The organism is Marinisporobacter balticus (assembly GCF_004345705.1).
In the GTDB taxonomy this organism is placed as follows: Bacteria; Bacillota; Clostridia; order Peptostreptococcales; family Thermotaleaceae; genus Marinisporobacter; species Marinisporobacter balticus.
In genome coordinates, this window is the sequence record NZ_SLWV01000016.1 from 63,190 (window position 1) to 77,847 (window position 14,658).

General features: G+C 30.9%; 12 protein-coding genes and 1 riboswitch. Of the genes, 1 reads left to right on the forward strand and 11 read right to left on the reverse strand.

The features are described from left to right. Positions 1-138 precede the first annotated feature (138 nt). From EV214_RS11680 to mgtE, 9 genes are all read right to left on the reverse strand, one after another. Positions 139-2,973 (reverse strand): phosphodiester glycosidase family protein, encoded by a 2,835-nt coding sequence (locus EV214_RS11680; protein ID WP_132245974.1) that lies wholly within the window; start codon positions 2,971-2,973, stop codon positions 139-141. A 293-nt stretch (positions 2,974-3,266) separates the two neighbouring features. Beyond that, positions 3,267-3,617, reverse strand: coding sequence for a type II toxin-antitoxin system PemK/MazF family toxin (locus EV214_RS11685; RefSeq protein WP_132245976.1), 351 nt, complete (start codon positions 3,615-3,617; stop codon positions 3,267-3,269). 1 nt (position 3,618) lies between these two features. Next, entirely contained in the window at positions 3,619-3,894 is a 276-nt protein-coding gene (locus tag EV214_RS11690) for a CopG family ribbon-helix-helix protein (RefSeq protein ID WP_132245978.1), read from the reverse strand. Between the two features lie 128 nt (positions 3,895-4,022). Beyond that, the gene (gene alr / locus EV214_RS11695; protein WP_132245980.1) at positions 4,023-5,222 is read right to left on the reverse strand and encodes an alanine racemase; all 1,200 of its coding nucleotides are present in this window, start codon (positions 5,220-5,222) and stop codon (positions 4,023-4,025) included. A 60-nt stretch (positions 5,223-5,282) separates the two neighbouring features. Next, positions 5,283-5,912 carry a LolA family protein gene (locus EV214_RS11700; protein ID WP_132245982.1) on the reverse strand — a complete coding sequence of 210 codons (630 nt, stop codon included), beginning with the start codon at positions 5,910-5,912 and terminating at the stop codon, positions 5,283-5,285. A 71-nt stretch (positions 5,913-5,983) separates the two neighbouring features. Next, positions 5,984-7,537 carry an NAD(P)H-hydrate dehydratase gene (locus EV214_RS11705; protein WP_132245984.1) on the reverse strand — a complete coding sequence of 518 codons (1,554 nt, stop codon included), beginning with the start codon at positions 7,535-7,537 and terminating at the stop codon, positions 5,984-5,986. A gap of 56 nt (positions 7,538-7,593) precedes the next feature. Beyond that, positions 7,594-7,959, reverse strand: a complete 366-nt coding sequence (gene acpS / locus EV214_RS11710; protein ID WP_132245986.1) for a holo-ACP synthase — start codon at positions 7,957-7,959, stop codon at positions 7,594-7,596. Between the two features lie 118 nt (positions 7,960-8,077). Next, positions 8,078-8,674 carry a hypothetical protein gene (locus EV214_RS11715; protein WP_132245988.1) on the reverse strand — a complete coding sequence of 199 codons (597 nt, stop codon included), beginning with the start codon at positions 8,672-8,674 and terminating at the stop codon, positions 8,078-8,080. A gap of 89 nt (positions 8,675-8,763) precedes the next feature. Then, positions 8,764-10,101: a magnesium transporter gene (gene mgtE / locus EV214_RS11720; protein ID WP_132245990.1), complete on the reverse strand. Its 1,338-nt coding sequence runs from the start codon at positions 10,099-10,101 to the stop codon at positions 8,764-8,766. 175 nt (positions 10,102-10,276) lie between these two features. Beyond that, positions 10,277-10,431: riboswitch (M-box (ykoK) riboswitch) on the reverse strand. A 630-nt stretch (positions 10,432-11,061) separates the two neighbouring features. Here mgtE and EV214_RS11725 point away from each other — a divergent pair. Continuing rightward, on the forward strand, positions 11,062-12,402 hold the full coding sequence (locus EV214_RS11725; RefSeq protein WP_132245992.1) for an alanine/glycine:cation symporter family protein: 1,341 nt from the start codon (positions 11,062-11,064) through the stop codon (positions 12,400-12,402). Between the two features lie 88 nt (positions 12,403-12,490). Here the strand turns inward: EV214_RS11725 and EV214_RS11730 are convergent, their stop codons facing one another. After that, positions 12,491-13,300, reverse strand: a complete 810-nt coding sequence (locus tag EV214_RS11730) for a histidinol-phosphatase HisJ family protein (protein ID WP_132245994.1) — start codon at positions 13,298-13,300, stop codon at positions 12,491-12,493. A gap of 45 nt (positions 13,301-13,345) precedes the next feature. Beyond that, positions 13,346-14,239 carry a phosphatidylserine decarboxylase gene (locus EV214_RS11735; protein WP_132245996.1) on the reverse strand — a complete coding sequence of 298 codons (894 nt, stop codon included), beginning with the start codon at positions 14,237-14,239 and terminating at the stop codon, positions 13,346-13,348. Between the last annotated feature and the right edge of the window lie 419 nt (positions 14,240-14,658).

A 14,658-nucleotide genomic window follows, 5' to 3' on the forward strand; every position in this document is an offset into this window, starting at 1 on the left:
CTGACAAACACTTTATTATTATAGCATAAAATTCCATTCAATTAAACAACGCGACTACTTCATATAAATAGAATCACACCTTGAATATTATATTCTACATTCAAGGCGTGATGATAATTCGAACTTACTTTTTCACAACTATTCTTCTGCATTTAATGGAAGAATCTCATAGGTTACCCCATCATCATTTACAGTGAACATCATATATTTTAATTCATTGGCTATATCTTGATCATTTACTCTCGGATAAGATTTTAAAGCTACATAACGTATGCCATCTTCAGAATATACATTAAAATCATTATGCCCTCCTGTTAAAACCCAAATATCTATATTTTTTTCTTTCTTTAATTTTTTGAGTGTATCCTTAAATAATTTTTCCTCTAATGTATCTTTAAAAACAAGGGCTTTTGGTAAAGTAATAAATATATTTTTACTGTCTACTCCCTGTATCATATTTAAAAACCATCTCCATTGTTCAAAATTTGTTTCTCTTAAAGAACCACTACTATTGTCTAAATTGATAAACATACTATTTTTATATCTATTAGAAACATATCCACCACTTACCACTAGGGTTTTATTATTGAGTTGACCCTTTAATGTTTCATCTATAAACTGTGTGAAAATATTCATTTCAGCCTTATCATTGGCGATGTTTGCTATTTTATCCACTGCTACATCATCTTGAATCGTATCTACTTCTGAAACATCTCCATGCACAAATAATCTAAAAGACGCTTCTCCTTTTAATTCAGATTTTTTATTTCTACTCTCTACAATAGTATTTTGTGTCATTGGTATACTACCCTCAAATCTATTTGGATAAAAGGCAGTTAATTGATCAAAATATATTTTTCCTATATCTTTTGATAAACTATTGGTTTCCACAATATAAATCCTTTCTAATTGAAAGCTTCCTTTTACACTAGCAGGGACAGACATTTCAACAAATTTCCATCCTTCCCAATCAACACTTGGCGCAATAGTTATATTTTGAATATTTCCATTCTCCCCAACTAATTTTGCCTTTACCATATGGCCGCTCATATTCCCATAAATCCACGTTCCTAATTTTTCAGGCTTTTGGTTAAATCTTATTCCTCCATTGTCAAATAATAAATAAGCCCCTCTTGTTGCATCTGTTGTTGTAAAGTCATAGCTGATTTCGCCAGAAGATTTACCAACCTTACTAAAGTTTGATAGCGTATAACTACCTGTCACTTCTGCTGGATACGATATAAATGTCCCATTGCTATTTTCAAAATCATCTATAACCATTTCTTTTGAACCTATCACAACAGGAATATATTTCATTAAATTTCCATAAGAAATTTTTATCACTCCTGAACCTGATTGATCAGAAGAATGAAATAATCCTTCGTTATCTATTACTCCTAAATTGGTTGGAATATCAATATTTAAACTATTTAAATCAACAGTTGCACCATAGCCATCTTGATCTGTTACTTTCACTGTTATGTACTTTTGTTTATTTTTCCCTATGTTTATTTTAGATGGATATACTTCAAGTCTTGAAGCATTTTCTATAACACGAATAGGCGCATTATCATATTTTCCTTCATACTCTACAGCAATCACCCCAACGCCTTTAGTAGTTGCCTTAAAAGTATTGTTATAGAATTCTCCATCCACCCCACTAATATGCCATTTAACCTTACTTAGATCTATTTTCACTGGATTGTAATTTTCATCATATGCTTTTATGATTAATTCTTTTGATGTATTTATGAGCATATTATTCTCTTTCACTTCTAATTTAATTCCACCAATATTATTTGATTTAGAAGCTTTACTAATCACCCCAATACCATTCATAATTCTTCTTTCACTGCCTTCTGAAAGATTATTTACTACCTTTTTGCTTTCTTCCCCAAGAGATCTTACTACCATATCCGTAGAACCGCCACCATCTAGATTAATGGCATCATATGCTCCTAGTTCAATCATAATTCGTCCTAATTCTTCTTGTGTTACCCCTGTATAAGAAGCTGTTCTTCCATCAATAGTAACCAAGAAAACCTGCGTTTTATCTTTTGATATTCCTAAAGCAGTTCTTGGATGCTTTCCACTAATATTGATATGATAGTTAGATTCTACAAATCCTTCTTTTACAATAAAAGACCCGGATCCAACAGACATTGATAAATTCTCAAAATTTGGATTTGTTATAGCAGAAAACCTTACTGAATCTCCAACTACAAAATTAGATCCTATTTCAGCAGCTTTTGTACCTGCAGCAAATATTACATATCCATCAGCAGGGATATATTTTCCTTCCCCAGCAGACACTATTTCCGTCACAACATCATTTTCTATAACCATCTCTATTCCACTAGATAGATTTTTACTAATAGGTGGTGTTCTTTCTCCCCATTTGGGTGTATATAAAATAGCTGCATGCTCATATGCAGTTTCTTTATTTACTGCAAATACTTCAAAATCAAACAAGGTATTTTTATTTGCAAGTGTCATTTTAGAATTTGTCCAATTTTCAATAAAAGGTATATTGTCTTTTGTTAAATTAAATGTTGGTACTGCATCTCCTGTGTTTGCTGTAGTTGTGAGAAGTTCGCCATCTTTTACCATAGGGCCTAACGTAGCAGCACCTTTCATATTGAAGAAATCTCCATTTACAGCCCCTACAACATTTTCACTTTGGTTTACCAACTCTGATAATCTTGCTTTTTGATTTAATCCATTTTGATGAAATAATAGATCTAACCCATTATCTTCTTCATTTAAATTCATTCTAATAATATTTAAGTTTACCCATCCACTATCCGTAAACTTAAGTATTTGTTCATGTTTTACACCTTTCGCTATGTATTCTTCATTTTTTTCCTGATAAACTGAATTATTCCAATCTGCATAAACAAACGTTTGGATATTTCCAAAGATCAGTGAACACCCTAATCCAAAAGATATTAATGTTTTTTTCCATTTCTGCATACGCTATTACCCCTCTCTATTTCCTATATATTTCTATATTTTCTTTTTATTTATAGATTTTCAAACCGTCGCATCTATAAAATCACTATTTTTATCTTACAGCTCATTATATCAATATATAAAAAAGATGTGGTTACGAATATATTACAATCGTGTATAATTATTGTAATATTTATCGTTTTATGTATGCTTTGTGAATTCATTTAACCAAAGCAAAATTAGATAAAAGAATTATATTTTTTTATAATCAAAAATAGACCGCTGACAAAAGTCAACAGCCTACCTAAAAACTATTAAAAATCTATTAATCCAAAACTAATTAATAAAGATTCATTTACTTTGTTCATCATATCTTCATCAGAATGCCCTATTTTTTCTCTCAATCTCTTTTTGTCAATGGTTCGAATCTGCTCTAGTAACACTACTGAGTCCTTCGTTAATCCATATTCAGAGGCACTAATCTCTAAATGTGTTGGTAACTTTGCTTTGTTAATTTGAGAGGTGATTGCTGCAACAATAACAGTAGGACTATATTTATTGCCTATATCGTTCTGAACTACAAGTACTGGTCTTACGCCTCCTTGCTCAGAACCCACAACAGGACTAAGATCCGCATAAAAAATATCTCCTCTTTTTACAATCACACTATTCACACTCCGCTAGCTTTGCTTCATATCTTTTCAGTGCATATACATCTAAATCTAGCCCAACTTCGGATAATGTTAAATTCATAGCCCCCATTTCCCGATATCCCTTTTTCATTGTTTCTCTTATTTCAATCTTATGCCGCTCACGAATATATAATTTCATTGCTTCCCGAATAAATTCGCTTCTATTTCTTTTTTCTGTTTCAACAATATGATCCACTTCTTGCAAAAGGGTATTTGGTAAACTAATCATAATCCTTTTGGACTCAGTCATGTTCGCACCTCCTGAAATTGCAAAATAGGGCTATTTATATAAAGGATTTCGCATCCACGATAATCTATACTAAAGCGTATATTTTATTATATACTATTCATTATAAGTGTGTCAATATGACTACTTTTTTATACTCCTCTGTTAAAATTTACAGATTTCATGATATTATCATTTATTTTTATAACTTTATTATTTTGTATATATACTCTTGGAATTCTTTTCCCTAGCATACACACAATTTCATAATTGATTGTATCTAATTTTTTTGCAACATCATCTACAGTTATTGTATTTTTACCATCTGATCCAATTAAAATGACTTCATCGCCTACATTTACATCTTCTATATTTGTTACATCAATCATGCATTGGTCCATACAAATTCTGCCTACTATAGCTACCTTTTCTTCGCCTACCAAAGCTTCTGCCTTTCCTGATAGCATTCTTGTATAACCATCTGCATAACCAATAGGAATCGTCGCAATTTTGGATGGTTTATTTGTTGTATACTTTAATCCATAACTAATTCCAATCCCTTCAGGAAGTGTTTTTACATGACTTATTTTTACCTTAAGCGAAAGTACTGGTTTTAAATCAATCGTATTTTTTTTCACTTCATCTGAAGGATATAATCCGTATAAAATAATCCCTACTCTAACCATATCCAAATTCATTTCTTGTAAGTCCATAGTAGCTGCACTATTCGACACATGTTTTATTGGAATACTGATCCTTTCTTCTTCAAGCATATGGACTACACTAATAAATTTTTCATATTGCTTACCTGTAAAAGTTTTGTCTATTTCATCAGCAACTGCAAAATGTGTAAATATTCCCTCTAACTTTACATTTGACAAATTATAAATTTCTTTTATGATTTTCACCGTTTCCTCATTCGGTTGAAATCCTATCCTACGCATACCAGTATCAATTTTTATATGAAAAGTTACATCTTGGTTTAACGCTTGCGCCATTTCTGAAAACTTTTGTGCTTGTTCTAATGAATAGATCGTTTGTGTGATTTTATTTTTTATAATTTCTTCTGCATTATATTCTGGTGTATATCCTAAAATTAATATAGGTACCTCTCTATACACACTTCTCAATTCTAATGCTTCTGAAAGCGTTGCAACAGCAAGTCTATTCGCTCCATTCCCAAGGAGTATTTCAGCAATTTCTACCGCTCCATGTCCATATCCATCTGCTTTTATTACTGCTGTTACCAAAGATTCCTTTCTTACAATTTTTCTTATTTCTTTTATATTGTGTGCTAGATAATCTAAATTGATTTCTGCCCACACAGGTCTGGTTTCTTTTAATGATAACATTTTTTACCCCCTCGTTTTTGTGTCTCTTATCATTTGAACGGGAAAATTGCCTTAAAATTCTTAGTGGCTTTGTGTTAACTGAAAAAAATCATTCCCAAGTTTTGGATTGTATTCAAATGTATTATATTTTACTTCAATCCTTTTTTCTCCCTTTGTATCAAATACTTGTAACAAGTAAGGTTTCATACTATCCACATGCACCCATAACCGTTCTTTATGAAAATATACGTAATTGCCAGGAATATCTGTATCCAGAACAAGATATTTTTCATTTTCTAAATTTTTCATGATCATATCAACATTTTCAGAATTCAAACAATTTTTTATGAAGTATCCCAAAAACATATTTTTTTCCTCAGAACTTGCAAAATCCTTCATTTCCCATACCTGTTCAATCTCTGGGTGATAAATCCAAGCTTTATTTCCATTGGATATAGTAATTTTCCCTTTTAAACTTTCTGGATCTGTCACTTCTAGTTTATATTTATTAGGTTTTTCAAACCATTGTTGCATTTTATAGGTTCGCGGCGTTTTATTGCCTATAGAAGTTATTTCTATTTGACAGCTATAGCTTTCCATTTTATTTAACTTCTTTTGTACTTCATAAAATAAATCTTGTTCCGTTTTAGGAGCGCATCCTGCAATAAGCAATAGTAACAAAATACTTCCTATTATATTTCTTATTTTCACTATAAATCCCTCCACGTAAAGATTTGTATATTTATCTTTACGTGTGATCTGCCCTAGTTATGCATTTATATTTATTTTCCTATAATCTCCTTTATGGCAAAGGGTAATTGTTTTACAATATCAGAAGCCATTAAGCCGTATTCTCCTAATTTTTCTGCTACTAAGTCCCCTGCCATGCCATGCACATAGACAGCTGCCATCGCTGCTTTTAATGGATCTATTCCTTGTGCAATAAAACCTGTTACAATACCCGTAAGTACATCTCCACTCCCAGCCGTCGCCATACCTGGGTTACCTGTTTCATTGATATATATGTCTCCATTGGGTCCTGCGACAACAGTTCTTGATCCCTTTAATACAACTACAGTATTCCACTTTCTAGAAAATTCTGTTGCTACTTCTATCCTATTTTCCTTTATATAATCAATCTCAAGATCTGTTAGCCGTGACATTTCACCCACATGCGGTGTCATCACTGTTTGTGATGTGATTAATTCTAATAATTCCTTTCTCTTCGCTAGAGAATTCAGTGCATCTGCATCTAATACAATGGGTTTAGATGTATGTTCTAAAATATTCCTGAGAAGTTCTTCTAACTCTCTACTATTCCCACTTCCTGGGCCTACTGTAATTACATCACTCTCCTCCATTGTCTTAATAATCTTTTCTATGTCACTAATCCCCACAACACCTTTTTTAAATTCTGGAAGTGGTACCGTAATAGCCTCTATCAATCTCGTTTCCATAATCGTATTTAAACTTTGTGGAACAGGGATTTTCAAAAGACCCGCTCCACTTCTAAGTGTTGCTTCACAAGTTAATATAGATGCCCCTGTCATTCCTGTAGAACCTGCTACAACATATGCTTTTCCATAGTTTCCTTTGTAGCTGTCTTTTTTTCTAAATGGTAAGACCTCTTTAACCATATCTTTTGTAATTAAATTTATATTTAATCTTATATTTTCAAAAACTGCTTTGGGCATACCAATAGACTTAATAATCATCTCCCCTATATATTCTATACCAGGATAATGAATGTTACAAATTTTAGGAAGTTCTAAAACTACAGTTTTATTTGCTTTTACAGCCATTCCATAAACTTTTCCATCATTTGCACCTATTCCTGATGGAATGTCAATAGCAATAACTTGTTTTCCTGATCCATTGATAATATTGATAATCTCTTGAATATACCCATCAACTTCTCTTTTTAATCCTGTACCAAAAATAGCATCTACAATTATGCCACATCCTTTAATCGCATCTGCAAATTTCTTCATATTGTTTGCACCTATTAAAATATGAATATCCACCTTTAGTTTATGGATAATGTCATAATTGATTTTTGCATCTCCTCCTATATCAGACGGATTTCCTATAATAACTACTTTTAAGGGTATTCCCTTGTTAAATAGTTGTCGCGCTACAACGAAACCATCTCCACCATTATTCCCTAATCCACATACGATCACTACTTCTTTATTTTCTTTTTGTTCTATGTATTTTAATACTTCTTCTAAAACAACTGAGCCTGCATGCTCCATTAAGATCACCCCAGGTATACCAAACTGTTCTATCACCATACGATCTAATTGTTTCATTTGGTCACTATTTACAATTTTCATAAATCACTCTCACTCCCTAATATATTAAAAATAAACCCTATTAAAAGAAATCCCCCCTAAATAGCCAAAGCTTGCGCTACAGCATAATCTTTGCTATGCGATATGCTTATCAGTATTTCTTCAATCCCTTGCTCAGCAGCTATTTTTTTTGCATTCTTATATAGTATCACAGAAGGTTTCCCTAAATCATCCCTATGGATTTCTATATCTACCCATTTGAAATTTCTAAGTCCTGTTCCTAACGCCTTCATAATAGCTTCCTTTACAGCAAAATTTCCTGCAATAGTATTGATACGGTAGTTTATTTCTTCAAAATAAGTAATTTCTTTTGATGTAAATATCCTTTTCAAAAACTGATCATTTCTACTTATTGCATTCCCTATTCTTTCAATCTCAATAATATCTATTCCTATTCCTCTCATGCTTCTTATCCCCAATCGTTCAATCTAATTTTTATTTTTCTCATAACAGCTTATATATATTTCTATTTTACCTAATAAATATCCTTTAATTCAAAAAAGCACGTAAATTTTACGTGCTTCAAAGAAATTTTTCATCTAATTTATTCGTTTCTTCATAACCGAGTGTATTATGCAAATACGCATATAATATTTCTACTCTATCTTCTAAATCTATTTTTTCATCCCAATTGTTTTTTAACTGTTCTCTTAATTTTGATATTTCTTCCGTTAATTGTTCTATCCTTCCATTACCTTCTTTTATATCTTTATAGACAATTTTAATCGTTTCTGTAAGTAATTCTTTGTTTAAATTTTCTATTTCTTTGGGTAAAGTCTCTAACTTAAATTGGAACGCGTCTATTTGGTCATTCGCTCGAAGTATTTGATTCTTTACTTCCTCTAATTTTGTCAAGGCTTCTTGATTTTCATTATTATTTACTTCATCAGATAACTGAAGAATTTTCTCCATTAAAGTCTTTTTCTGTTTTTTATATCCTCTTATTTCTTTTGTGGCTTCCGTTTCTTCTTTTACCTTTAATACTAGATCTTTCGCTATTTTTTCCATAGCTTTTGTCATATATTTTCCAAAATTATTCAGCCATTCTTTATCTTCTATCAAAACACTTATTTTATTTCTTTTCATAATATTCTCATCTAAATCAATGGTTTTTTTCATTTTTAGAACCCCCATCTACCACTATAACTTATCTTACTAACTATATCGTTCACAAAAGAGCAAAGGCCTCATAGTCCTATAGTCCTGTTTTAGGCGATTCCTAAAAACCGAGTGGCTATGGAAAAATAAACAAATAATGATACAGCATCTACAATTGTTGTGATCATAGGGCTTGCCATAATCGCTGGGTCAAGTTTTAAACTTCTTGCAACAATAGGTAATGTCCCTCCAACCACTTTGGCTAGTACTACAACGATAAATAAAGTCGTGCATACAGTCATACTGATCTTTATATCTACACTTTGAAAATAATAAAGTCTAATAAAATTCACTAAAGATAAGATAATTCCTACGAGAGAACTCACTCGAAATTCTTTCCAAATTACTTTAAACACATCTTTTAATTCTATTTCATCTAAAGCCATTCCTCTTATAATCAACGTAGACGATTGTGCTCCTGCATTTCCACCCGTTCCCATAAGCATTGGCATAAAAACTGCTAAAGCTACAACCGATTGAAGTACATCTTCAAACCTTTTAATGATGCTCCCTGTAAAAATTGCTGAAATCATAAGCGCCATTAACCAAAAAATTCTTTTTCTTGCCAATGTAAAAACACTGGTTTCAAGATATTCCTCTTCTGACGGTTCCATAGCCGCCATTTTGTGGAAATCCTCTGTGTTTTCTTGCTCTATAACATCTACAATATCATCTATCGTTATAATTCCTATTAATCTTTCTTCTTTATCCACAACAGGCACTGCAATGAAATCATATTTTTTAAAAACATGGGCAATTTCTTCTTGGTCTTCATAGGTATTTACATAAATAACTCCTTTTTCCATAATTTCTTCAACCGTTTTATGATCATCACTCACAACCAGTTTTCTTAAGGATACAATGCCTTCTAACTTTCTATTCTCAGCCATCACATAGCAGGTATAAATGGTTTCTTTATCAATGCCGATTTTTTTTATATATTCCATAGACTGTTTTACAGTCATTTCTTTTTGGAGTCCTACGTATTCAATGGTCATCAAGCTTCCAGCTGAATTGGAAGGGTATTTTAAAAATTGATTAATCAATCTTCTTTCTTCTTCTTTTGTATTTTTTATTATTTTCTTTACAATGATTGCAGGCATTTCCTCTAATATATCAATCATGTCATCAAAAAACAATTCATCCATAATATATTGAATTTCTTTATCTGTAATAGCGTTAATAATATATTTTTGGTTTTCATTTGATAAATTTGCAAATACGTCTACCGCCACATCCTTTGGTAATATTCTAAAAAGTAGCAGCGCATTATTCGTATCAATCTCTTCTAAAATCTCCGCAATATCAACTGCATTGAGTTCTATTAATTCTTTGCGCGCTTGCACATATTTCTTCTCATCCATTAAAGTAATTACATAATCCTTCATCTAAACTCCTCCTTAGAAGAGCCATAAACAAAATAGGATGGTTATGGCTCTTTTATTTCTATTCATTTTTTCATTTTTCCGCCTCGGTAAAGGACTAGAATCCATAACCATCACCAACCTTTATATATTCTACAAAATAAAAAAAGCTCTACCCAACAGTAGAGAAATCAAAAGAATTTTTCTATGTTGAGCTTTAGCACTATTGCACTTTGACTTTTGTCAGCTGCATTAAATATAACCTTAGTTATACTTGTTAACCCATTGGCGTGTCTCCACATTTCTGGGCATCAGCGTATATCACAATAGGATCCTCACCTAACATGCTATTGATCTTTTCCATTATTATATGCTATATTTTTGTATTTATCAAGATTTTCAACATTTTATTGCACCCCTTAGATTTTTTCATCATAGATCTACTATTTTTACTAGTTTACACATAAATTAAGTTTTCTCTCTTATGGTTAATAAAAGTAATAAACCCTTTGATCATTTCTATAACAAGATCAAGCGATTTATCATAATACTAAGATTTTATTCTATGTTTTAACTACAATAGATTCTTTATCGTTATAAGTTTATCAATTTGTTTTAATATATCTAAGATTTTTTAATCACTATATATTCAAATATATGTATTTTTTATGCAAAATGCTCCGATCCAGGCTAATTCAAAATAGATGTTTTTTAAATAAATATTCATCTGAATTTATTTTAATTTTTATACATTTTAATGTTTATTTTTACATTTTCTTTTATTCATTTATTCTAAAACTCAAACGTTAGCCCTCCCTACATGCCTATTTTTTAACAATCCAATTCAATATTTTTGATATTTTTGTCCTTTTTAGAAGGATTTTTGATATTTTTGTCTAATTTATTAATGAATATGCATTTCATGCATTATTTTTTATGTTTATTGTCTTTATTATTATTCAAAAATCAGATGGAGGTATTTTTATGCATTTATTAGAAATTGTCAAAAGTATTAACAATGTTTTATGGGGTAACATATTGATGTTTGTATTATGTGGTGCTGGTATTTTATTTACATTTTCATTCAGGTTTGTTCAATTAAGATTTTTCAAAAAAGCATTTCTTCATACCTTTGGTAACATCTCTTTCAAAGGTGAAAAAGCAGATGCAGAAGGTATGTCTTCTTTCCAATCTTTAGCTACAGCTATTGCAGGACAAGTTGGAACAGGTAATCTAGCTGGTGCAGCAACAGCTATTGTTTCTGGCGGTCCAGGCGCAATATTTTGGATGTGGCTTAGTGCATTTTTAGGAATGAGTACAAACTTTTGTGAAGCGATTATTTCTCAAAAATATAGAACAACGGTAGATGGTCAAATTAGTGGTGGACCTGCATACTACATATCAAAAGGTCTTAATAGTAAGTTTTTAGCTGCATTTTTTGCTATAGCAATGATGATATCTGCTGGTCTTACTGGAGGTATGATCCAATCTAATGCTATTTCAGGTGCATGCAATAAAGCATTTGGTATTTCTCCTATAATAGTTGGATTTATCCTTGTTGTTATAACATCTTTAGTGATCGCAGGTGGAATCGGTCGTATCGCATCTGTTACTGAAAAACTTGTTCCCATAATGGCTTTACTTTTTATAATCGGTAGTTTAGTTATATTGGGCATAAACAGTGATCAAATCATACCTGCTCTTAAAATGATTTTTGTAGGTGCTTTCAATCCTACAGCGGCTACTGGAGGGTTACTTGGTATTGGAATGAAAGAGGCTATGCGATACGGAGTTGCTCGTGGGCTATTTTCTAATGAAGCTGGTATGGGTTCTTCTCCACACGCTCATGCTGTAGCTAAAGTTAAACATCCAGTAGAACAAGGACTTGTAGCCATCATTGGGGTATTTATTGATACATTTGTAATTCTTACTTTAACTGCACTTGTAATCCTTACAAGTGGTGCAATAGATGGACAGCTTACAGGTATTCAACTAACACAACAAGCATTTATAAATGGTTTTGGTAATTTTGGAAATTTATTTATAGCTGTATCCTTATTTTTCTTTGCATTTTCAACAATCATTGGTTGGTATTTCTACGGTGAAGCAAATGTAAGATATTTATTTGGTCAAAACGGAATCAAATTTTATAAAGGATTTATATTAATCACATTACTCTTAGGTACTGTATTAAACGTACCTGTAGTATGGGAACTTGCAGATACTGTTAACGCTCTTACTGTTATACCGAATATAATTGCTTTATTATATCTTACAAAAGTCAGCAAAAATTTATTGCTAGATTACGAAAAACAATCAAAATAGTATAGTTTGATAAAAATATTTTTAAATTAAAAAATCAGCGGCTATCTAAATGCACAAACACTACAAATTTAGATAGCCGCTTTTTTTACTACAGTTTTATAAATTTAGGTTCCATTCTCTCAAAGGTTGTAATATATTTATATCCTATATCCTTTAAAATATCATAAGTCTCACCAATTCTGTATCCAATATCCTCTTTTTTATGTGCATCAGAACCTACTGTGATAATTTCACCACCTAAATCTTTATACAATTTTAATACATCAATATCTGGATTTGTTGAATCGATTCCATATCGAAAACCTGAAGTATTCACTTCTATTCCCTTTCCTTTTTGAATAATTACTTTTAATATTTCTTCAATTATTTCCATCTCTATATTACATATGCTAATATCTTCATATTCTCCATAAGCATATCTTCTCACCAAATCTAAATGTCCATATACATTATAGCTCTCTATTTCTTGTACAATTTTTAATACTTCTTGAAAATATCTTTCATAAGCTTCTTTTTTTGTTTTTTCTTGAAATAGTTGTCTAAAATACAGATCATATTTTTCTATTGTATGGCTAGATCCTATCACAAAATCGAAAGGATATTCATCAATAATTTGAGCAATTCTATCCTTTTCTTCTCTTTGGAGACCTATTTCTATACCAAGCTTTATATTGATTTTATCCTTATATTTTTCCTTATATTGATACATTTTATCTATATAAATTGGAATCTCAAACAAATCATCTACAATCACATCCCCTGGTCTCCATACATTGATTTCAGCATGATCTGTAAATGCAATTTCTTTTAATCCTATTTCAACCGCTCTTCGAATTCCTTCTTCTACCTTCATTGTAGAGTCTTTTGAAAAAAGGGTATGTACATGATAATCATACATAATATCACACCTTTCTATAAAATTGAAACTTGCTTTAGTAACTTTTTAATTCTTTTTCGCTATCACTTCTCCCATATTTACCTTTGTTTCTAAACCTAATTTTGTATTCAACAATATATCCTTATCTACTTTCAGTTGTCCTTTCTTTAAAAATAAAATAACTGTTGATCCTCCAAATTTGAAATATCCTTTTTCATCTCCTTTACCTACACTTTCTCCCGTTTTATAGGTTTGTATGATAGAACCTACACAAGTTGCACCTACTTCAGCAAGAATGATTTTTCCAAAACTATCAGATTCAAAAAGTGTTATTTCTCTCTTATTCTGACAGTATATACCCATGATTTTTCTAAGGGCTATAGGATTTACAGAATAATATCGTCCGTTGATTCTCCTGGTAGTACGAGGTATACCGTTGTCAGGAAAATGAAACCGATGATAATCAGCAGGACATAATCTAACAACAATACAGATTCCTTTATCATATTCATTTGCAAGATTTTTATCCTGGAAAAATTCTTCTAAAGTATAAAAGGAACCTTTTACTTGAATCAATTTGTCCTTATCTAGATTTTCATAAGCTAGCACACGCCCATCTGCCGGAGAAATCAAATGCTCTTCATCAAAAGACATAGGTCTTGCTTCTTTTTTTAATTTTCTTGCAAAAAAATCATTAAAATTATGATACTCATCAATACATTCTCTTTCAGCCTCAGTCATATCAATAGAGAGATTACCAACAAAATCTTTTATCTTTTTTCTACTAAAAGATAATTCCTGAAATTTACCATATATTGAAGAAAACAACTTTTTCTTAACAAATATTTCGAGTAGGGTATTCCCTGGTTTTGTGTCATAAATCCATTCTAAAAATTTATTTCCTGCTACAATTTCTTTTTGTTTCTTCCCACTTTTTCTTTCTATATAATAAATATCCATATTCTTCATCACCCTTATCTATATTTAGTAATTTTTAAAAAATAATTTATTCACTTACTATTTAAATTATTTGTTTCACATTCCTTATAATCCTATTTGATTTTATCATATCTTTATCTATAAAGTGGCATAAATTAATACTATTTGTAATTTATAAGTTATTTTATTCTTTTTAGACCATGTACCTTTATGTATATTATATATATATGTGCCACGCTATATTTAGATCATTTTTAAAAAATAGAGAAGGTATAGAAGAAAATTGCGTAGCTGATGCAATGATGGCGCAAGGTATTGTATAAAGATAAAAAACCTTCTTTGAAATAAAATGTACCCTATAGAGTAGACATTAAAAAAAGTCTACCCTGTAGGGTATTTTTATGTATAATAGAAAAAAACAAGAATGGTGGAAGATAAAA